Here is a 20,572-nt window from a genome sequence, read left to right on the forward strand (position 1 = left end):
GGCCCTCCTGGAAGGCAGGGGGGTAACTCCCAGGAGGGCCACGTCACAGGGCAGGGTCTGCCAGGCTGATGGGGGGCTGCCCGGCGACTCGCACGGTCCCTGCGCCGACCGAGGTCGGTCCCCTCAGAGTGACACACGGTGGCGGGGATGTCACGTCGTGCTCTGACGGGTTCGCGACATTGACGGAAATCCGCCATGATGTGCGCCGTGGAGGCTGACGAGAGGACCGCGCGCACGGGGCGCCCGACGTCCTGGAACGCCTACGGCGAGGCCTACGAGGACTTCGTCAGCGCCCTCTACGTCAACGCCATCCGGCTCCGCACGCCGACCCGGGCCCGGCTGCTCGCCGGGGGCGAGTTCGACGCCGAGGAGATCGAGGTCGGCACCCGCGAGCTGGTCGCCCGCGGCCTGCTCGCCGCGACCGACGACGCGGACACCTGGCGCGTGGTGCCCCCGAGCGAGTCGATGCCCCGCTACGCTGCAGCGGTCGAGCGGCGCATGGAGACGACCCGGGCCACCGCGATGCAGGTCGAGGCGCTCTGGCGGCGCGCGGCCGGCGAGGCGCCCGCCCGGACGCTCGAGGGCCTGGAGCTGCTGCTCGGTCCGGAGGCCGTCGCCGAACGGCTGGCCCTGCTGCACCGGACCGCGACCTCCCGCCTCTGGTGGGCCGTCGACGCGTCCCCGGCGGCCCGCCGCCTGCTCGAGGAGGCCCTGCTCGACCCGGACCTGCTCGCGGTGCGCGACGGGGTCCGCCGCCGCGTCGTCCTGGACACGGCGATGCTCGACGACGAGGCCGCCCTCCTCCACCTCGACCGGAGCAGGGCCGCCGGTCACGCGGTCGGGGTCGCGACGGGGATGCCGTTCTCGATCCTGGTCGCGGACTCGACCGCGGCGGTGGTCGACCTCACCGCCCTCGAACGGGACGCGGAGGGCTCGATCGCGGTGGAGCTCCCGGCGGCCGTCCAGGCGATCAGCCGGCTGCTCGAGGTGGTCTGGGGGCTCTCGACCCCCTACGGCCGCCACCTGCGCGAGGCGGCGCAGGGGGAGGCGCGCCTGCCGCTGCCCGAGCGCGACCAGCGCATCCTCGCCCTGCTCACCAGCGGTGCCAGCGACCAGGTCATCGCCCGTCAGACGGGGGTGTCCGTGCGCACCGTGGAACGCCGCGTCCGCTACCTCATGGACCATCTCGGCGCGGCCACCCGTTTCCAGGCCGGGGTGCAGGCCGCGCGCCGCGGCTGGCTCTGAATCCCTGCGCCGGGCCCGGTCCCGCAGGCGTTAGAGTTATCCCTTTGCCAGGGGTGGTGGAGGACCGCCCGGCGATGGACGTCGGACGAAGGGTGGGCGAGTGAGCACCACGACGAACGACCTCGTCGAGGCCGAGATCGCGGCCGAGCAGGAGCACGTCGACCGGGTCTACGCCGAGCTCGCCAAGGCGGCTCAGCGGGCGGAGCTCGTGCACGCGGAGGGTATGCAGCGCGGCCAGACCGACCGCCGCGGCACCGGCGACCCGCGCGAGGAGGAGCTCGCCGGGCTCTTCGAGCGCGACGCCCTCGTCTACTCCGCGAGCAAGCGCCGCGCCTCCCTCGAGCACCAGCACGAGGGTCTGGTCTTCGGCCGCCTCGACCTCGAGCACACGGGGGGCGGTCCGGCGGCCGGACGCGAGATCCGCTACGTCGGACGCCTCGGCGTGCGCGACGACGACTACGAGCCCCTGGTCGTGGACTGGCGCGCCCCGGCCGCGGCGCCCTTCTACCGCGCGACGCCGGTCGACCCCCAGGGCGTGATCCGCCGCCGCGTGCTGCGCTGCCAGGGCGAGCGCGTCGTCGGCGTCGAGGACGACCTCATGGTCGCCGACCCGCCGGAGGACATCGTCGTCGTCGGTGACGGTGCGCTCATGGCGGCGCTGACGCGCAGCCGCGGCACCCGCATGCGCGACATCGTCGCCACCATCCAGCAGCACCAGGACGAGGCCATCCGCGCCCCTGCCCGCGGCGTCACCGAGATCACCGGGGGTCCGGGCACGGGCAAGACGGTCGTCGCGCTCCACCGCGCCGCCTACCTGCTCTACTCCGACCGTCGCCGCTACGAGGGCGGCGGCGTCCTCGTCGTCGGTCCGTCCGCCGCCTACACGGCATACATCGAGCGCGTCCTGCCCTCGCTCGGCGAGGACAGCGTGGTGCTGCGCAGCCTGGGCGACGTCGTCGCGGGGATGACGGCCACGCGGCTCGACCCGCCGGCGACCGCCGCGGTCAAGGGGTCGTTGCGCATCCGCCAGCTGCTCGCGCGGCTGTCCCGCGAGCCGATCCCGGACGCGCCGACCCAGCTGCGCGTCTTCGTCGGCGGTCACGCGGTGCGGCTCACCGAGGAGCACCTGCGCCGCGCTCGCTCCCAGGTGCTGCGGCACCACCACCGCAACACCTCCTACGACGCCGCCGTCGACGCCCTGGCCGCGCTGGCCTGGGAGCAGGTGCAGCACGGGGAGCGCGCCGAGTTCGTCGACCGGTTCACCGACTCCAGCGACGTCGAGGCCTTCGTGCGCCAGTGGTGGCGCCCGGTCGATCCCCGCGAGGTGCTGCTGTGGCTCGCCGACGAGCAGCTGGTCCGTCGGCTCGGGGTGGTGAGCGCGGACGAGGCACGGCTGCTGGCCGAGTCCTACCAGCGCGCCCTCGAGGACGGCGAGTGGACCGTCGCCGACGTCGCGCTCGTGGACGACCTCCACGCCCGGCTCGGGCCGGTCGTCGACCTGCCGAGCGAGGAGCGCGGCTTCTACGAGATCGAGGAGCTCGACGACGCCTCGCAGTACGGCGTCGCCGCCATCCGTCTCGGCAGCGAGGGCGCCGCTCGCCCCGCCGGCCCGGTCCTGGACGAGGACGGCAACCCCGTCGCCGTGGCCGTGGAGGCGACCGCCTCCCAGCGCCTCTCCCGCGACCCGCGCACCCGGCTGCTCGCCGGGCGTCTCGGCGGCGCGGAGGAGTACGCCCACGTGCTCGTGGACGAGGCCCAGGACCTCTCGCCGATGCAGTGGCGGATGCTCGGCCGGCGCGGCCGCTGGGCGTCGTGGACCGTCGTGGGCGACCTCGCGCAGGCGTCGTGGGACGACCTGGAGGAGTCCGCCCGCGCGCGGGAGGAGGCCTTCGGCAGCAACGTGCGCCGGAGCTTCCACATGGACACCAACTACCGCAACGCCCGCGAGATCTTCGACCACGCCGCGGCCGTCATCCAGGAGCACGTGCCGGACGCGGACATCCCGCGGGCGGTCCGCGAGACCGGGCACCTGCCGGAGGAGCTCACCTGCGCCCCCGAGGGCGTCGTCGAGGCCGCCCGCGAGGCGGTCGACGACCTGCTCGGCGAGGTCGACGGGTCGGTCGCGATCATCGCGCCCGCCGCCTGGCGCGAGCAGCTCTCCGGCCTGGAGGCGCTGGCCGACCGCGTGCTGGTCATCGACCCGCTGTCCACCAAGGGTCTGGAGTACGACGCCACCCTCGTCGTGGACCCCGACGAGATCGTCGCGGAGTCGCCCGGCGGCGTCCGCGCGCTCTACGTGGTCCTCACCCGGGCGGCGCACCGGATGACCGTCCTGCGTCCTGTGGACGGGGCTCGGGCGTGAGGGTCCCGGCGACTAGGGTCGAGCCGTGAGCACCGCGCTGTACCGCCGATACCGTCCCGAGTCCTTCGCCGACGTCATCGGGCAGGAGCACGTCACCGAGCCGCTCATGCAGGCGCTGCGCTCGGGGCGGGTCAACCACGCCTACCTGTTCTCCGGTCCCCGCGGGTGCGGCAAGACCACCAGCGCCCGGATCCTGGCCCGCTGCCTCAACTGCGAGGAGGGGCCCACGCCGGAGCCCTGCGGCACCTGCGACTCGTGCGTCGCCCTGGCACGTGACGGCGCCGGCTCGGTCGACGTCATCGAGATCGACGCGGCCAGCCACGGCGGCGTCGACGACGCCCGTGACCTGCGCGAGCGCGCGGCCTTCGGGCCGGCCCAGTCGCGCTACAAGGTCTACATCATCGACGAGGCGCACATGGTGACGCCCAACGGCTTCAACGCCCTGCTCAAGGTCGTCGAGGAGCCGCCGCCGCACGTGAAGTTCATCTTCGCGACGACGGAGCCGGAGAAGGTCCTCGCGACCATCCGCTCGCGCACCCACCACTACCCCTTCCACCTCGTGCCGCCGCAGCGCCTGACCGGCTATCTCGAGCAGGTCTGCGAGCGGGAGGGCGTGAGCCTGGAGCCGGGCGTGCTGTCCTTCGTCACCCGTGCCGGTGGCGGGTCGGTGCGTGACTCGCTCTCGGTCCTCGACCAGCTCATCTCGGGCGCCGGTGCCGAGGGCCTGACCTACGAGCGCACGGCAGCGCTGCTCGGCTTCACCGACGTCGAGCTGCTCGACGCGGTCGTCGACGCCGTCGCGGCGGGCGACGCGGCCACCGTCTTCGCCCAGGTCGACAAGGTGATGAGCTCGGGCCACGACCCGCGCCGCTTCGTCGAGGACCTGCTGGAGCGCTATCGCGACCTCATCGTGCTCGCGGCCGTGGGTGACTCCGCGGCCGCGGCCGGCCTGCTCCCCGGCCTGCCCGCCGACCAGATCGAGCGGATGCGCCACCAGGCCGCGGTGCAGGGGCCCGAGGCCCTCTCCCGCGCCGCCGACATCATCAGCCGCGGGTTGTCCGAGATGGGCGGCGCGGTCTCCACCCGCCTGCTGCTCGAGCTGCTCGTCGCCCGCCTCCTGCTCCCCGCCGCCTCCGGCGAGGAGGGGTATGGCGCACGCCTGGACCGCATCGAGCGTCGCCTCACGGCCGCGGACGGCTCTGCCGCACCGGCTGCTGCGGGCCCCGCTGCCACGAGCCGTCCGCAGGTCCAGCAGACCCGGCCGGCCGCCCCGCAGCCCGCACCGACGTCGCAGCCCGCGCCCGCAGGGCAGCCCGCGCACGCCCGGCAGCCCGCTCCGGCACAGGGCGGTCAGGCTCCGCAGGGTGGCCCGGGTCCGCAGGGCGGTCAGGCTCCGCAGGGTGCTGCGGCTCCTGCCGGTCGCCCGGCCGCCCCGGAGTCGCCGACGCCCGCCCAGGGGCCCGCCGCTGGCCCCGGTGCCGCCCAGGGTGCTCCGCAGCCCGCGGGCCAGGGCCCCGCCGCCCAGCAGCAGCCCGCCGCCCCCGGTGCCCTCGACACCGCCGCCCTGCGCCGCCAGTGGCCCGACGTGCTGGAGCGGGTCAAGGAGATCAGCCGGCGCACGTGGAGCGGCCTGCAGATGGCGGTGCTGCTCGACTACGACGGCCGCCGGGTGCTGCTCGGTATGCCGGACGAGAACTGGATCCGCCACTTCATCGGCACCCAGCACTCCGAGGCGCTGCGCCAGGCCCTCATCGAGGCCATCGCCCTCGACACCCGCATCGAGGCCGTCGTGGCGGGTCCGGGTGGCCCCGCGGGCGGGCAGGCGCCTCCCTCCGGTCCGGCCGGCCCGACGGGTCCCGGTGGTCCGGCACGCCCCAGCGGCGCCCCTTCCGGCGGTGCGCCCGCCCCCTCCGGCCCGGCTCCCACGGGCCCGAGATCCGGTCCGGCTCCCACGGGCACGAGCTCCGGCCCGGGCCCCGCGGGCCCTGCTCCGGGGGGACGACCGTCCGCCGGTCCGTCACCGACGGGCCCCGTTGCGGCGGTCGTCCCCGACAGCCCGGCCCCGGCAGCCGCCGAGCCTCCCGCGGGCCCGCCGCAGTGGCAGCCGCCGTCGGGTGACGGCCCGCCGCCCGGCGTGCGCATCCGCACCCGGGCCAACCCCTCCGGCGTCGCCGCCGCACCGGGCCCGCGCCCCCCAGCGCCGACACGACCCCTGGCACCGACCACCGGAGCGCCGGGCCCGGCCACCGGCGCTCCGTCCAGCGGGTCGCCCGCCGGCCCCGAGCCCTCGATGGCCGACCAGCTCGGTGCCGGTCGGCGGGCCCCGGCCGCCGCCGACGGGCCGGACTGGTCGCAGCAGACGCGCAGCACCGCGGCGCCCGCGTGGGCCTCGGCCGCGCCGGGCGACGCACCCGCCCCGCAGCCGTCGGGCCCCCGCGCCCCGCAGGCCCCGCCCCAGGCCACCGCACCGCAGGGCGGGTCGGGCTACGGCGACGCCCCGAGCGACGACGACGAGGACCTCGCGTCCTCCGGCGTCGTGGGTCAGCCGGTGATCGAGCAGGTGCTGGGCGGTACCGTCATCGCCATCAACGACGACATCGTCGGCTGAAAGGACGGTCATGCTCTACGAGCTGCTGCACCCGGTCGTCACGCCCCTGGCGACGGCGATCTGGCGACCCGAGGTCGTGGGCAGGGAGAACGTGCCCATGAGCGGCGGCGTGATCCTCGCGAGCAACCACCTGTCCTTCGTCGACAGCGTCGTCATCCCCCTCACCTCGCCGCGGCAGGTGGCCTTCCTCGCCAAGGCCGAGTACTTCACCGGCACCGGCCTCAAGGGCTGGATCAGCCGCGAGTGGTTCACCGGTGTGGGCTCGATCCCGGTCAACCGCGACGACGCCCGCGCGGCGCAGGAGTCGCTCGACCTCGCCCTGACCCACATCCAGGGCGGCGGAGCGTTCGGCATCTACCCCGAGGGCACCCGTTCGCGGGACGGGCGCCTCTACCGCGGACGCACCGGCGTCGCGTGGCTCGCGCTGCAGTCCGGCTGCCCGATCGTGCCGGTCGCGCTGACCGGCACCGACCAGATCCAGCCGGTCGGTGCGCGCCTCCCCCGACGGGCCAAGGTGCGCGTCGAGTTCGGTCGTCCCATCGAGGTCGGTGACCGCTTCGCCGGTATGCCGCAGGGCCGGGCCCGCCGCGAGCTCACCGACGAGGTGATGGCCGCGATCCTGGCGATGTCCGGGCAGGAGTGGGCGGGCGAGTACAACCAGCGCCAGCCCGACCTGCCCGCGTGAGCGCCACCGACGCCCGCGGGGGCGTGCTCTTCGACTTCGACGGCACCCTCGCCGACACCATCCCGCTCATCGTCGAGTCCTACCACCACACGGTGCTGGGGCTGGACCTGGAGCCGGCCCCCGACGAGACGGTCATCCGCTCCTGGATCGGACGCGTCCTGATCGACGTCCTCGAGGAGCTCTCGCCCGGGCGTGGCGAGGAGCTGGTCCACCGCTACCGCGAGCACAACCTGAGCCACCACGACGCCCTCATCCGCACCGTGCCGGGTGCGGCCGGCCTCGTCACCGACCTGCTGGAGGAGGGCGTCCCGGTGGGGGTCGTCTCCTCCAAGAGCCGACGCACGGTGATCCGCGGGATGCGGGTCACCGGACTGCCCGAGGTGGAACACGTCGTCGGCATGGAGGACACGGGCGCGCACAAGCCCGACCCGGCCCCGCTGCTCGAGGGTGCCCGCCGCATGGGCGTCGACCCCGCGCGCAGCGTCTACGTCGGCGACGCCCTCGTCGACGTCCAGGCGGCCCGCGCCGCTGGCATGGTCGCGGTAGCCGTGACCTGGGGCGCCGGCACCCGCGACGTGCTGGACGCCGCCGACCACGTGGTCGACGACGTCGCCGCCCTGCGGGCCGTCCTCCTCGGCGGTGCCGGGCCGGGGGCGCCTGGTCGGTAGCGGCGGTCCGCCGACGTAGAGTCGACCCTTGTGTACGAAGGTGTGGTCCAGGACCTGATCGACGAGCTCGGCCGGCTGCCCGGCGTCGGGCCCAAGGGGGCCCAGCGGATCGCCTTCCACCTGCTGACGGCCGACCCCGAGGACATCACGCGGCTCGCGGACGCCCTCGTCCAGATCCGCGAGAAGGTCCGCTTCTGCGAGGTCTGCGGCAACGTGGCGGAGGCCGAGCAGTGCCGCATCTGCCTCGACCCGCGCCGCGACGCCTCGCTCATCTGCGTCGTGGAGCAGAGCCAGGACGTCGCCGCCATCGAGCGCACCCGCGAGTTCCGCGGTCGGTATCACGTGCTCGGCGGCGCCATCAACCCCATCGGCGGCGTCGGCCCGGAGGACCTGCGCGTCCGCGAGCTCGTGGCGCGCCTCGCCGATGGGTCGGTCAGCGAGGTCATCCTCGCGACCGACCCCAACCTCGAGGGCGAGGCGACCGCGACGTACCTGGCGCGCCTGCTCACCCCCTTCGAGGGGGTCCGCGTCAGCCGGCTGGCCTCCGGGCTCCCCGTCGGCGGCGACCTGGAGTACGCCGACGAGGTGACCCTCGGGCGGGCCTTCGAGGGTCGCCGGCTGCTCTCCGGCGGCACGCCCTCCGCCTAGCCGTTCCCCCCGCGCCGGGCCCGCCGTTCTGGCCTAGTGTGGGGTCATGGACGAGACGCTGGACCAGGGCTGGGGCGCTGTGGCGGAGCAGATGAACGCCGAGGTGTCCGCCTACTTCGACTCGTTGCACGAGGTGGCCTCGGGGGAGGCCCCGGGCGCCGCCCTGCCGGTCCTGCTGCTGGCCGTCGGCCAGCTGTGCGCGGCCGGTGCGCGCGTCGGCGCGCTCGTCGACGTGCTGCCCGACGAGCGCTTCGAGCCCGACCCCGGTCCCGACTGCGACCTGGAGGAGGTCCGCGCCCGGCTCCACGAGCTGCTCGGGGGCGTCGACCCCTACTGCGACCTCGTCGACCCCGTCCTCTCCACCGAGGTGACGAGCGGCTCGCTGTCCGCCGACCTGGTGGCCATCGCCGCCGACCTCGAGCACGGCCGCGCCCACTTCGAGGCGGGCCGCCCGACCGAGGCCATGTGGTGGTGGCAGTTCAGCTATCTCTCCTCGTGGGGGGAGCGGGCCGCGTCCGCACTGCGCGTGCTGCTGACGCTGCTCTCCCACGTGCGCCTCGACGCCGAGGAGGAGCAGGTCATGGAGGCGGAGATGGCCGCCCTCCACGCGGTCGACTGACGACCGGACGACCTATGCCGTCACCTCGGTCTTCTCCTCGCTGGGACGACCGCGGCGCGGGAGCAGCGCCCGGACGACCAGCGCGGCGGCCAGCACCCACCCGGCGACCTGGGCCCAGCGGACGCCGGTCGTGAAGACGAGCGACATGGCCACGAGCACGGGCACCAGGTGGAGGAAGGCCCACACCACGTAGCCGCCGAAGGACGGCATGTGGACCCCGGCACGGTCGGCCACGGCCTTGACCATGAAGTTGGGGCCGTTGCCGATGTAGGTGATCGCGCCGCAGAAGACGGCGCCGAGGCTGATCGAGACCAGGAACGGCTCGTAGACGCCCGCGACCGCCGGCTCCCCGCCCAGCTCGCGGGCCATCTCGAAGAAGGTGACGTAGGTCGGGGCGTTGTCGAGCACGGCCGACAGGCCGCCGGTGAAGGCGAAGAAGGTGACCCGGTTGAGCGGGAGCTCGGGAGCCACCTGCGCCAGGTAGCGCAGCGCGGGCATCATCGTCAGGAAGATGCCGATGAAGATGGCCGCGACCTCCTGGATCGGGCCCCAGGTGAACCGGTTGTCCTCGTAGCGGGCGGTCCGCGGCCCCGTGCGCAGCGAGAGCAGCGCCACGGAGATCATGATCAGCTCGCGCCAGGGGATCCACTGCCACCAGTGGGCGTGACCCTCCTCGACGGCGTGCAGGTCGATGCTCGGCGCGAAGGCCACCGAGGCGACGATGGCGGCGAGGTAGAGGAAGTGCACGGCGCCGCGCACGCGCAGCGGCTCGACCTGGCTGGAGTCGAGGGCCAGAGCCTCCTCGGTCTCGGTGGCCGCGAGGCGCCGGTCGAGGCCGTAGTAGGACACCAGCAGCAGGATGTTGACGAAGAGCCACATCGGGAAGAGCGAGAAGGTCCACTCGAAGGGGACCCCACGCAGCATCCCCAGGAAGAGCGGCGGGTCGCCCAGGGGGGTCAGCAGGCCACCTGTGTTGGCGATGACGAAGATCGCGAAGACGACCGTGTGGACCTTGTGCGAACGCTCCGCGTTGGTGTTGAGCAGCGGCCGGATGAGCAGCATGGCCGCACCGGTGGTGCCGATGAAGGACGCCAGCACGGCGCCCACGCCCAGGAAGGCGGTGTTGACCGCGGGCGTGGCGCGGATGTCGCCGGCCAGGTAGATGCCGCCCGAGACCACGAAGAGGGCGAGCAGCAGCATGATGAACTGCCCGTACTCGACGAGGGAGTGCACGACCGTCGACCCTTCGCCCGCGGCGAGGAACCAGATCGCCACGGGCAGGCCCAGCAGCAGCGAGACCTGCAGCTGCACGCGCTGGCGCTCCCACAGCTCGCGGGTCGCCGGCACCAGCGGGGCGATCGCGATCGTGAGCAGCATGACGACGAAGGGGATGATGCCCCACCACTGCACCTGCATGCCTTGCCTTCCTCCCAGGGGTCAGGCTTCAGGGTAGACCTCGCGTTCCGGCCCCCCGACGCGGCACGGGGCGGAGGGAGCCGCGGCTCCCTCCGCCCCGTGCGGTGCGGCGCTGTCGCCTCAGGCGGGGTTGATCAGACCCGCGGTCGCGGAGCGCGCGGTCTCCAGGCGACGGGTGACGTCCGCCCAGTTGACGACGTTCCACCAGGCGCTGACGTAGTCGGCCTTGACGTTCTTGTACTGCAGGTAGAAGGCGTGCTCCCACATGTCCAGCATGAGCAGCGGGGTCTGGCCGATCGGCACGTTGCCCTGCTGGTCCCACAGCTGGAAGATCAGCGGGCGCTGCGAGATGGCGTCCCAGGACAGCACGGCCCAGCCAGAGCCCTGGATGGTGGTGCCGGCAGCCTCGAACTGGCCCTTGAAGCCGTCGAAGGAGCCGAAGTAGTCGTCGATCATGGCGCCGACCTCGCCCTCGGGGCGGCCGCCGCCCTCGGGAGACATGTTCTGCCAGAACACCGAGTGGTTGGTGTGGCCGCCCAGGTTGAAGGCGAGGTTCTTCTCGAGCATCGGCACGGTCGCGAAGTCGCCGGACTCGCGCGCGGCGGCCAGCTTCTCCAGCGCCTGGTTGGCGCCGTCGACGTAGGCCTTGTGGTGCTTGCTGTGGTGCAGCTCCATGATCTGGCCGCTGATGTGCGGCTCCAGCGCGCCGTAGTCGTAGGCGAGATCGGGAAGGGTGTAGGTGCTCACTGCACATCGCTCCTTGGAAGTGGCGGTCAACGGGCTCCTTGCACTATAGACGCGGGGCCTCTGACCTCGCCCGACGAGGCTGGAGGGGCACCGGGGCGGCACCGACCCACGGCCGTGACCCGGTGGACCGCACACCCTCGCCCGCATGGATGGCCCGTCGGTCCGACGAGCGGGGCCGCACCCGCAGCCCTAGCATCCGAAGGAGTCGGTCCCCCCGCCGTGCAGGGCTCCCGGACCATTCCCCAACCACGCCCTCCGGAGGTTCGTCGTGCATGTCTTCGTCGTCGCGCACACGCGCTTTCCCGTCCGGCAGCCCTTCGCCGGCGGCCTGGAGTCGGTCAGCTGGCACCTCGCCCGCGGGCTGAGCGCCCGGGGGCACAAGGTCACGGTCTTCGCCGCCCGCGGCAGCGACGTCATACCCGGGGTGGAGCACCTGTGGCCGGACGAGCTGCCGCTGTCCGACACCGCCCGCACCGACGTCTCGATGCCGGAGGAGGGCTGGCTGCGCCGCCACCACGCCTACCTGCGCGTCATGCTCGACCTGGCCCGCCGCGACGACATCGACCTGGTCCACAGCCACGCGCTGCACCACCTGCCCGCCGCGATGGCCCCCACGCTGAAGGTCCCGACCCTCCTCACGCTCCACACCCCGCCGACCCCCTGGCTGGAGTCCGCGATCCGCATCGCCCGGGCGGCCGACGGCGGCGCCCCGCTGCACGCGGCGGCGGTCAGCGGCCACACCGCCGCCGCCTGGCGCCACGTCGTCGACGCGACCGTCGTGCGCAACGGGGTGGACACCTCCGTCTGGCGACCCGGCCCGGGTGGTGGCCCCCTGGTCTGGTCCGGGCGCATCGTCCCCGAGAAGGCTCCCCACCTCGCGGTCCGCATCGCCAGGGCCGCGGGTATGCCGCTCGTGCTCGCCGGGCCCGTGTCGGACGCGGCCTACGAGTGCGAGGTGCTCCGCCCCCTCCTGGACGACTCGATCACCTACGCCGGGCACCTGTCCGACGCCGAGCTCGCCGACCTCGTCGGCCGCAGCTCCGCCGCGCTCGTGACGCCGGTCTGGGACGAGCCCTTCGGCCTGGTCGCCGCCGAGGCCCTGGCCTGCGGGACGCCGGTCCTGGGTCTGCGGCGGGGTGGTCTGGCCGAGGTCGTCGGCCCCGACGCCGGCCGCCTGGTCGACCCGACCGGCACCGAGGACGAGGTCGTGGCGCGCGCCGTTGCCGCGCTCCCCGAGGTGCTCGAGCTCTCCCGCGCGGCCTGCCGCGCCCGCGCCGAGGACCAGCTCTCGACGGACCGGATGGTGGACGACTACCTGCGGCTGTACGACAGGATCACCCAGGGTGCGCCGGCACCCCGGCGGCGTCGGTCGGACCGGCGACGCGTGGCGTCCCCGATGGCCGGGGCCGCGCTGGCCGCGTCCGCGGTGCCGGAGGTCGACCTCGGGCGGTCCGCCCCGTGATCGGCTACTACCTGCACGGGCACGGGGAGGGCCACCGGCGCCGGGGCACCTCCGTGGCCCGCGCGCTGCGCTCGGAGGTCACCGGCCTCGGCCCCGGCCCGGCTCCGGTCGGCTGGCCGGGACCCTGGGTGAGCCTGTCGCCCGACGACCGCCCGCCCGTGATCGACCCCGTCGCCGCGGACGCGACCGCCGGCGGCACGCTGCACTGGGTGCCCCGCCACCACCCCGGCCTGCTCGAGCGCCACCGTCAGCTGGTCCAGTGGCTCGCCGAGGAGCGCCCCGCCCTCCTCGTGGTCGACGTCTCGGTCGAGATCAGCCTGCTGGCCCGGTTGTGCGGCGTGCCCGTCGTCGTGGGGGCCATGCCCGGGGACCGGCTCGACCGCGCCCACCGCACGGCCTACGACCTGGCCGAGGCGCTCCTCGCACCGTGGCCCGCCGACGCGCACCCCGACGCCGGCTGGCCTCAGTCCTGGCTCGACAAGACCTGGCACGTCGGTGGGATCAGCGCGCTCGCCGACCGGCCGGTGCCGGGCCGCGACGAGGACAGGGCCCCCGCCGACGGCGACCGTCGCGTCCTCGTCCTCTGGGGCAGCGGTGGCGCCGACCTGGACCCCGGTGCGCTGCGGGCCGCCCGCGAGGCCACCCCGGGCTGGACCTGGAGCGTCCGGGGCGGCGGGTCCCCGCGCAGCGCCGACCTGCCCGCCGACCTCGCCGCGGCCGACGTGGTCGTGTGCCACGCCGGGCAGAACGCCGTCGCCGACGTCGCGTTCGCCCGCCGGGCCGCCGTCGTCCTCGCCCAGCCCCGCCCGCACGACGAGCAGGCCGCCACGGTCCGGGCGCTGGAGCGCCTGAGCGTCGCGGTGACCGCCGAGGGTTGGCCGCCGGCCCACCGGTGGGCCGACCTGCTGCAGCGGGCGACCGAGCTCGGCGGCGAGGGCTGGTCCCGCTGGGGCGCCGACGGAGCGCGCCGGGCCGCCGCCCACCTCGACGAGCTCGCCGAACGGCTGGCACCCGCCCCCGTCGGGGCGACGGACGGCCCGGTCGCGGTCCTCACCCTGGCCCACGGGCGCCACGACCACCTGCGCGGCCAGATCGCCGGCCTCGCCGCGGGGGAGCGGCGCCCCGACCTGCACGTCGTCGTCGCCATGGGCGATCCCGACGTCCGTGCGGTCGCCGAGGCCGCCTGGGCCGCTGCCGACGGGCCGCGACCCGAGCTGTCGGTGGTCGAGGTGCCGGTCGACGCGGACGGGCTGCCCCTGGCCCGGGCCCGCAACCTCGCCGCCCGGACGGCCCGCGACCGTGGGGGCGGCGCCCTGATCTTCCTCGACGTGGACTGCATACCCGGCCCGGGGACCGTCGCGACCTACGCCCGCGAGCTGGCCTCGCCCGCCACCCGCCGGGCTCCGCACCCGGCCGTGCTCTGCGGCGACGTCGCCTACCTGCCTCCGGTGCCCGAGGGTCGGGACGGCTGGGTCACCTGCCTGGACCAGCTGCCGCAGGCCGGTCGGCACCGCTCCGACCGTGTGCTGCTGCCGCCGGGCCGCCGGCTGCGCGAGCCCGACCTGCGGCAGTTCTGGTCGCTCAGCTTCGCCCTCACCGCCGACGACTTCGCCGCGTGCGGGGGCTTCTGCGAGGAGTACGTCGGCTACGGCGGCGAGGACACCGACTTCGCCCAGGTCGTCGGCGCCCGGGGCGGCATCCTGACCTGGGTCGGCGGCGCCACCGCCTACCACCAGCATCACGAGGGTGGTGGGCCTCCGGTGCACCACCTCGAGGCCGTCGTGCGCAACGCCGGCGTCTTCGCCGACCGCTGGGGCTGGTGGCCGATGGAGGGCTGGCTGGAGGCCTTCGAGGAGCGTGGTCTGGCCGCACCGGACGAGACCGGTCGCTGGCGGGTGCTGGCATGAGCACCCGCCCGCCGCGGGTCCGCATGGTGCCCGCGACCCACGCCTACGTCGACAGCCTCCGACCCGTCGCGGGCGCACCGGCGTTCGAGGTGCTGCCCGACCCGCCGGTGCCCGGCGCCCCGCCCGGGCAGTGGTGGCCCCATCCCGGCCTCGAGCCCGCCTGGGTCCGCGAGCACGCCGGCGAGCAGGACGTCGTCCACACCCACTTCGGGCTGGAGGGCCGCACCCCTGCCGAGCTCGAGGAGTGGCTCGACACCCTCGACGAGGTCGGGCTGCCGCTCGTCCACACCGTCCACGACCTGGTCAACCCCCACCTGCTCGACCAGACCCCGCACGCCGCCCAGCTGGCCCTCCTCGTCGAGCGTGCCGCGGCGTTGCTCACCCTCACGCACGGGGCCGCCGACGAGGTCGCGCGCACCTACGGCCGGAGACCGGTCGTCGTCCCGCACCCGCACGTCGTCCCCCTGGAGCTGGTCGGGCGGGCCGGCAGGCACCGGGAGGGCCTGCGCGTGGGGCTGCACCTCAAGAGCCTGCGTCCCAACATCACCCCGATGCGGGTGCTGCCCGCGCTCGTCGAGGCCGTCCGCACGGCCGACCTCGCGGACGGCGTCTCCCTGGAGGTGCGCGGCCACCCCGAGGTGCTCGACCCCACCGCCCCGCGGCACGACCCCGAGCTGGCGGCCGTGCTGGAGTCGCTCCGCGAGGACCCGCCCCCCGGGGTGGAGGTCGTCCTCGCGCCTCGGCTCGACGACGACGCCCTCTGGGCCTATCTCGGCGACCTGGACGCCTCGGTCCTGGCCTACGCCTGGGGCACCCACTCGGGCTGGGCCGAGGCCTGCCGCGACCTCGGCACCTGGGTGCTCGCCCCCGAGGTCGGCCACCTGCGCGAGCAGGCGGGCGTCCTGACCTGGGGCCCGGCCGACCGGGACGCGCCGGTCGACCACCTCGTCCAGCTGCTCCGGAAGGCGGCTCGCCGGCCCGCGCCATCGGTCACCCGGGAGGAGCGGGAGCGCGAGCGCGACCTCGTCGCCGCCCGCCACGCCGAGGTGTATGCCGCTGTCGTCGCCGGGGCGCGCGTCGACGCCGACCGCGACGGACGGGTGGCGTGACCGCACCGCTCCTGCACGTCGTCCCCGGGCCGGACGTGCACGGCGTCGCGCGGCACGGGGTGCTCGTCCACCCGCACCTGGACGACGCCGAGCTCCTCCGCGTCGAGCGGCTCGACGAGCTCGACCCGGACGCGCTCGCCGGCCGGACGGTCGCGGTGCAGGTCACGGACCGGCTCCTCGCCGACGACCCGGGGGCCGCCGTCGAGGTGTGGCTGCGGGTCACCCGCGCCGCCGCCCGGGTCACCGCGGTGCTGCACGACCTGCCGCAGGCCTCCGACGGGCGCTGGCGCGAGGCCCGGACCCGGCTCTACGCCACGCTGGCCGCCACGTCGGACGACGTCGTCGTCGCCAGTCGTCACGAGCTGCTCCTGCTGACGGTCGCGCTGCGGGCCGCCCGCCCCGGGGCCGCGGAGGCCGTGCTGGCGCGGACGCACGTCATAGCCCTGCCCGTGGAACGGGACCCCGGCGCGGCCCCGCGTCCTCCGGAGGACCCGTCCGCACCCGCCACCGTCGTGACCCTGGGCCACATCTATCCGGGCAAGGGGCTCGAGGAGACCGTCGACGCGACGGCGGCCGCCTCCCGCGACCCGCGACTGGCAGGTCGGTCGGTGGCCGCCTCCAACCTCGGCCGCGCCTCCGCCGGCCACGACGACCTGGTCGACGAGCTCGCCCGTCGGGCCACGGCCGCGGGCACCACGTGGACCACGAGCGGGTGGGTGGACGACGCCGACCTGCCGGCGGCGCTCGCGGCGGCCACCGTCCCCGTCGCGGCCCACCAGCACCTGTCCGCCTCCGGCTCGATCGCGACCTGGCTCGGGGCAGGTCGACGGCCTGTCGTGCTGCGCTCGCGCTACTCCGCCGAGCTGGCGGAGCGGATGCCCGGCGCGCTCACCCTCGTCCGGCCCGACGAGCTCGCCGCCGCGGTCGCCGACGCCCTCGCCGACCCCTCCTCGACCTGGCTCGACGACTCGGTCCGGCTGTCGCCCTCGGCCGCCGAGGCCGGGACCCGGCTGGGCGAGGTGGCGCGCGGGCCGGCGGTGTCGGTCGTCGTGCCCTGGTATCGCGACCAGGAGCTGCTCGACCTCCTCCTGCGCCGGGTCGCCGCCCAGACGGGGGTGGCCGGCGGCGTCGAGGTCGTGGTCGCCGACGACGGCTCGCCGGAGCCTCCGGACGTCCGGGGTGCGGGTCCCCTGCCCGTCCGGGTGGTGCGCCAGGAGGACCGCGGCTTCCGGGCGGGCGCCGCGCGCAACCTCGGTGCCCGGGCCGCGCGCGGTCGGGTGCTGGTCTTCCTCGACGGCGACACCGTGCCCGACGACGGCTACCTCGCCGCGATGCAGCAGGCCTGTCTCGCCGAGCCGGTCCTGGCGGTGGGCCGCCGTCGGCACGCCGACCTGCGTGAGCTCCTGCGCGACGGAGGCACGACGTGGCCGCCGCCCGTGCCGCTGCCCGAGCCGGAGTGGCTCGCCCAGGGGTATGCCGAGACCTCCGACCTGCGCGCCGCCGACGACACCTCCTTCCGCTTCGTCATCTCCGCGGTGGCCGCGGCCTCACGGTCCGTCTGGGAGGCGACGGGCGGCTTCGACGAGTCGCTCGTGGGCTACGGCGGCGAGGACTGGGACCTGGCGTGGCGGGCGTGGCTCGCGGGCGTCGGCCTGCGGCACGTGCCCGGGGCCGTGGCCTGGCACGACGGTGCCGACCTCGACGGTCGCTCCGACGACCCGGCGGTCCTGGCCGAGGTCAAGAACGCCGAGACGGCGCGCCTCGCCCCGCTCCTGCCGCACCCGCTGGTGCGCGGCCGCGGCTGGACGCACGAGCAGCCCGACGTGGTCGCGGTGCTGCACGCCCGCGGCTGGAGCTCCGCGCAGGTCGCCGTCGTCACCGAGTCGCTGCTGCGGCATGGCGACGTCGGGCTGTGGGTGGTCGGCGCCGCCGACGTCCCGGCGGACCCGCGGGTGCGCGCCGGTCGGCCGCCGTTGCGCGTGCTGGGCAGGGCGCGTGCCCTGGTGGAGGTGCTGGAGCCGGTCTCCGTGGACCGCCTGACCTGGGAGGCGTGGGCGGCCGACGTGTCGGGGTCGGGTGACGCCCTGACGTCCGGGCCCACGGCCGTGCAGGTCACCCTGACGAGGTCGGCCGGCGCCGCGCGGCTCGCGGGGCGTCTCCCGGAGCCGGCCTTCCTCCCGCCGGACGACCTCGAGCCCGTGGCCGTCGACGTCGTCGTCGAGCGGTGGCGGCAGGGCCACCCCTGAGCGCGACCACGGGGCAGACTGGGGACATGGCGGAGGACCTGGTGCTCGGCCCGCTGCTGCGGCACGTCGACGCGACCTCGGCGGCGGTCTGGGTGGAGACCGGGCGGGCGGGAAAGGTCGCGGTGCGCCTGATCGAGCAGCCCGACCGGGTCTGGCGGGCCCGCACCTTCGCCGTGCACGGCCACCACTACGCGCTCGTCGAGGTGGACGGCCTCGATCCTGGCACGCGCACGGCATACCAGGTGCTGGTCGACGGCGAGGTGGTCTGGCCGCCGGCTGGCACCGACCTGCCCGCGAGCACGCTGACGACCCTGCCCGAGGACGGCGCCGTGCGGCTGGCGTTCGGCTCGTGCCGCACGAGCGTGCCGCACGACGCGGTCCACCACCTCAGCCACGGCGTCGACGCGCTGCGCTCCTACGCCCTGGCGCTCGCCGACGGCGACCCCGGCCCGCTCGGGACCCCGCCCCAGCTGCTCCTGCTGCTGGGCGACCAGGTGTACGCCGACTCCACCAGCGCCGCGATGCGCGAGTTCATCGCGGCGCGGCGGGATCTCGACGAGGAGCCCGGGCCGGAGCTGGCTGACTACGAGGAGTACGCCCACCTCTACCGCCTCGCGTGGAGCGAGCCCGCGCTGCGCTGGCTCCTCTCCTGGCTGCCCTCGCTGATGATCTTCGACGACCACGACGTGCGGGACGACTGGAACACCTCGCAGCAGTGGCGCGAGGAGATGGAGGCCACCAGCTGGTGGCACGGCCGCATCGTCGCCGGGCTGGGCTCCTACTGGGTCTACCAGCACCTGGGCAACCTCTCGCCCGCAGCGCGGGCCGAGGACCCGCTGTGGGTCGAGCTGCGCCGCCGCCAGGAGGGGGCCGGGGAGGCCGAGGTCGACCTGACCGACGCCGTCGACGCCTTCGCCGAGCGCACCGACGCCGAGCCGCTGAGCTACCGGTGGAGCTACACCCACCGCCTCGGCCGCAACCGGCTCGTCGTCGTCGACTCGCGGGCCTCGCGCCGCCTCGACCCGGGGGACCGCGCGATGCTCGACGAGCGCGAGACGCGCTGGGTGGACGAGCAGCTGGTCGGCGACGTCGACCACCTGCTCGTGGGCACCTCGCTGCCCTTCCTGCTGCCCCGCGGCCTGCACCACCTGGAGTCCTGGAACGAGGCCCTCGTCAACGGCGGGTGGGGGCACCGCCTCACCGGGGTGGGGGAGCGGCTGCGGCAGGAGCTGGACCTCGAGCACTGGGGCGCCTTCGCCGCCTCCTTCGACCGGGTCGCGGAGATGGTCGACGAGGTGGCCGATGGCCGGCGGGGCGCCGCCCCCTCGTCGGTCCTCTTCCTGTCCGGGGACGTGCACCACTCCTACGTCACGGAGGTCGAGCGGAGGACCGGCTCCCGCATCCTGCAGCTGGTCTGCTCACCCATCCGCAACCCCCTGCCCCGGGCGGCGCGCGCCATCGTCGCGGGGCTCTCGCACGGCGCCCGGCCATTGGGGACCCTCCTCGCCCGGTCGGCGCGGGTGCCGGACCCGCGGTGGGACTGGCACGGCGTCGCGGGCCCGTGGTTCGACAACAACCTCGCCCTGCTCGAGCTCGACGGCACCGACCTGCGCGCCGCCTGGGTGGGCGGGAAGGTGCTCGGTGGCGAGCACGACCGCCCCCGGCTGGCCGTCGTCGCCGACCTCGAGCTCGACGTCCCGCCGGTCGGGTCGGAGCACCACGACGCCGTGGCGCGGGTCCACCCCGGGGTGGTGGGTGGCATGCGCGGCCGCCTGCGGCGACTTCGCGAACGGCTGGTCGCCCGGCGGTCGCTGCGGTAGGAGACGTGCCGGCCGCTGGTACCTTCCGTGCTGGACCCCCCGACCGCCCCTGTCCCCCGAGGAGCATCCCCGTGACGGACTCTGCCCTGGAGACCTGGCGCGACGACGCCGCGGCGGGCTCCGTCCCGTTCTCCGAGGCCATCCGCACCGGCACCCGCCAGGTGCACGAGGAGGCCGAGACCTCCGACTTCATGGCCCGGATGCTCGACGGGCAGGTCGCCCTGGAGGGGTATGCCGCGCTCGCCGCCGAGCACTGGGTGATCTACGGGGCCCTGGAGGAGACGGCGGCCCGGCTCGCCGCCGACCCGGTCGTGGCGGCTTTCCTCGACCCCGCGCTGGAGCGGCTGCCCGCCCTGGAGGCCGACCTCGCCGTGCTGGTGGGCCCCGACTTCCGTGGGGGTATCGCTCCCAGCGCGGCCGCGCACGCCTACGCCGACCGGATCCGCGGCTGCGCGTCCTGGCCCGGCGGCTTCGTGGCGCACCACTACACGCGCTACCTCGGCGACCTGTCGGGCGGCCTCGCGCTGGGCCGCATCCTGGCCCGCACCTACGGCCTGGTGCCGGGCGAGGACGGCCTGCGCTTCTACGACTTCCGGGCGATCCCGAAGCCGAAGCCCTACAAGGACGCCTACCGCCACGCCCTCGACATCCTCCCCCTGTCGACGGGGGAGCGGGAGCGTGTCGTCGAGGAGGCGCGCGTGGCCTTCCGGCACAACGCCGCGGTCTTCGCCGATCTCGGACGTCGGTTCTCGGCCACAGGCTGAGTGCTGCAAGTGCACCACCGACGTCGGGCCGGACGACCGGCGAGCGATCTGTCTGGGGCACTCGCACCGGGTGCCCGGCACAAGAAGACCGGCCCGGCCTGCTCTCGCAGGCCGGGCCGGTCTCGTGGTCGGGGTGACAGGATTTGAACCTGCGACCTCTTCGTCCCGAACGAAGCGCGCTACCAAGCTGCGCCACACCCCGTGGCTCGCTCCCCGTCGTCTCCGGCGGGCAGCGTCGACAAGGATAACGCACACCGTCGGCTGCG

General features: G+C 75.2%; 15 protein-coding genes and 1 tRNA gene. 13 read left to right on the forward strand and 3 right to left on the reverse strand.

Going from position 1 to position 20,572, the window contains the following annotated elements:
• Positions 1 to 207 precede the first annotated feature (207 nt).
• The 7 genes from FB476_RS01655 to FB476_RS01685 all read left to right on the forward strand — a co-directional run bounded on the left by FB476_RS01655 (position 208) and on the right by FB476_RS01685 (position 8,835).
• Positions 208 to 1,245: a helix-turn-helix transcriptional regulator gene (locus tag FB476_RS01655; RefSeq protein ID WP_141817244.1), complete on the forward strand. Its 1,038-nt coding sequence runs from the start codon at positions 208 to 210 to the stop codon at positions 1,243 to 1,245.
• Positions 1,246 to 1,345: 100 nt separating this feature from the next.
• A complete protein-coding gene (locus FB476_RS01660; RefSeq protein ID WP_141817245.1) occupies positions 1,346 to 3,607 on the forward strand; it encodes a HelD family protein in 2,262 nt (753 codons plus the stop codon).
• A gap of 25 nt (positions 3,608 to 3,632) precedes the next feature.
• Complete coding sequence (locus FB476_RS01665; protein WP_141817246.1) at positions 3,633 to 6,215, forward strand: DNA polymerase III subunit gamma and tau; 2,583 nt, start codon at positions 3,633 to 3,635, stop codon at positions 6,213 to 6,215.
• Positions 6,216 to 6,225: 10 nt separating this feature from the next.
• Positions 6,226 to 6,900 carry a lysophospholipid acyltransferase family protein gene (locus FB476_RS01670; RefSeq protein WP_141817247.1) on the forward strand — a complete coding sequence of 225 codons (675 nt, stop codon included), beginning with the start codon at positions 6,226 to 6,228 and terminating at the stop codon, positions 6,898 to 6,900.
• Complete coding sequence (locus FB476_RS01675) at positions 6,897 to 7,568, forward strand: HAD family hydrolase (RefSeq protein ID WP_238329505.1); 672 nt, start codon at positions 6,897 to 6,899, stop codon at positions 7,566 to 7,568. The genes FB476_RS01670 and FB476_RS01675 overlap by 4 nt, the downstream gene beginning before the upstream one ends.
• 30 nt (positions 7,569 to 7,598) lie before the next feature.
• Positions 7,599 to 8,216, forward strand: coding sequence for a recombination mediator RecR (recR, locus tag FB476_RS01680; protein ID WP_141817248.1), 618 nt, complete (start codon positions 7,599 to 7,601; stop codon positions 8,214 to 8,216).
• Between the two features lie 46 nt (positions 8,217 to 8,262).
• Positions 8,263 to 8,835 (forward strand): DUF5063 domain-containing protein, encoded by a 573-nt coding sequence (locus FB476_RS01685; RefSeq protein ID WP_141817249.1) that lies wholly within the window; start codon positions 8,263 to 8,265, stop codon positions 8,833 to 8,835.
• A 12-nt stretch (positions 8,836 to 8,847) separates the two neighbouring features.
• On the opposite strand, the gene FB476_RS01690 is transcribed toward FB476_RS01685, so the two are convergent.
• Positions 8,848 to 10,251: a sodium:proton antiporter gene (locus FB476_RS01690; protein WP_141817250.1), complete on the reverse strand. Its 1,404-nt coding sequence runs from the start codon at positions 10,249 to 10,251 to the stop codon at positions 8,848 to 8,850.
• A 120-nt stretch (positions 10,252 to 10,371) separates the two neighbouring features.
• Positions 10,372 to 10,998, reverse strand: coding sequence for a superoxide dismutase (locus tag FB476_RS01695; RefSeq protein WP_202876872.1), 627 nt, complete (start codon positions 10,996 to 10,998; stop codon positions 10,372 to 10,374).
• 268 nt (positions 10,999 to 11,266) lie between these two features.
• On the opposite strand from FB476_RS01695, the gene FB476_RS01700 reads away from it, so the two are divergent.
• From FB476_RS01700 to FB476_RS01730, 6 genes are all read left to right on the forward strand, one after another.
• Positions 11,267 to 12,460 (forward strand): glycosyltransferase family 4 protein, encoded by a 1,194-nt coding sequence (locus tag FB476_RS01700; RefSeq protein WP_141817252.1) that lies wholly within the window; start codon positions 11,267 to 11,269, stop codon positions 12,458 to 12,460.
• A complete protein-coding gene (locus FB476_RS17075) occupies positions 12,457 to 14,367 on the forward strand; it encodes a galactosyltransferase-related protein (protein ID WP_272949384.1) in 1,911 nt (636 codons plus the stop codon). Before FB476_RS01700 ends, FB476_RS17075 begins: the two co-directional genes overlap by 4 nt.
• Complete coding sequence (locus tag FB476_RS01715) at positions 14,364 to 15,476, forward strand: glycosyltransferase family 1 protein (protein ID WP_141817253.1); 1,113 nt, start codon at positions 14,364 to 14,366, stop codon at positions 15,474 to 15,476. The genes FB476_RS17075 and FB476_RS01715 overlap by 4 nt, the downstream gene beginning before the upstream one ends.
• Positions 15,473 to 17,722: a glycosyltransferase family 2 protein gene (locus FB476_RS01720; RefSeq protein WP_141817254.1), complete on the forward strand. Its 2,250-nt coding sequence runs from the start codon at positions 15,473 to 15,475 to the stop codon at positions 17,720 to 17,722. Before FB476_RS01715 ends, FB476_RS01720 begins: the two co-directional genes overlap by 4 nt.
• Positions 17,723 to 17,748: 26 nt before the next feature.
• Positions 17,749 to 19,542: an alkaline phosphatase D family protein gene (locus FB476_RS01725; protein ID WP_141817255.1), complete on the forward strand. Its 1,794-nt coding sequence runs from the start codon at positions 17,749 to 17,751 to the stop codon at positions 19,540 to 19,542.
• 71 nt (positions 19,543 to 19,613) lie between these two features.
• Positions 19,614 to 20,306, forward strand: coding sequence for a biliverdin-producing heme oxygenase (locus FB476_RS01730; protein ID WP_238329506.1), 693 nt, complete (start codon positions 19,614 to 19,616; stop codon positions 20,304 to 20,306).
• A 125-nt stretch (positions 20,307 to 20,431) separates the two neighbouring features.
• Here the strand turns inward: FB476_RS01730 and FB476_RS01735 are convergent.
• Positions 20,432 to 20,508 (reverse strand) — tRNA-Pro (locus FB476_RS01735).
• Between the last annotated feature and the right edge of the window lie 64 nt (positions 20,509 to 20,572).

The sequence above is a fragment of the Ornithinimicrobium humiphilum genome (genome assembly GCF_006716885.1).
In the GTDB taxonomy this organism is placed as follows: Bacteria; Actinomycetota; Actinomycetes; order Actinomycetales; family Dermatophilaceae; genus Ornithinicoccus; species Ornithinicoccus humiphilus.

Bases quoted from the DNA above. Each gene is read 5' to 3' on its own strand.
- FB476_RS01685 (WP_141817249.1), top strand. From the start codon at position 8,263: ATGGACGAGACGCTGGACCAGGGCTGGGGCGCTGTGGCGGAGCAGATG.
- FB476_RS01670 (WP_141817247.1), top strand. From the start codon at position 6,226: ATGCTCTACGAGCTGCTGCACCCGGTCGTCACGCCCCTGGCGACGGCG.
- FB476_RS01715 (WP_141817253.1), top strand. From the start codon at position 14,364: ATGAGCACCCGCCCGCCGCGGGTCCGCATGGTGCCCGCGACCCACGCC.
- FB476_RS01690 (WP_141817250.1), bottom strand. From the start codon at position 10,251: ATGCAGGTGCAGTGGTGGGGCATCATCCCCTTCGTCGTCATGCTGCTC.
- FB476_RS01725 (WP_141817255.1), top strand. From the start codon at position 17,749: ATGGCGGAGGACCTGGTGCTCGGCCCGCTGCTGCGGCACGTCGACGCG.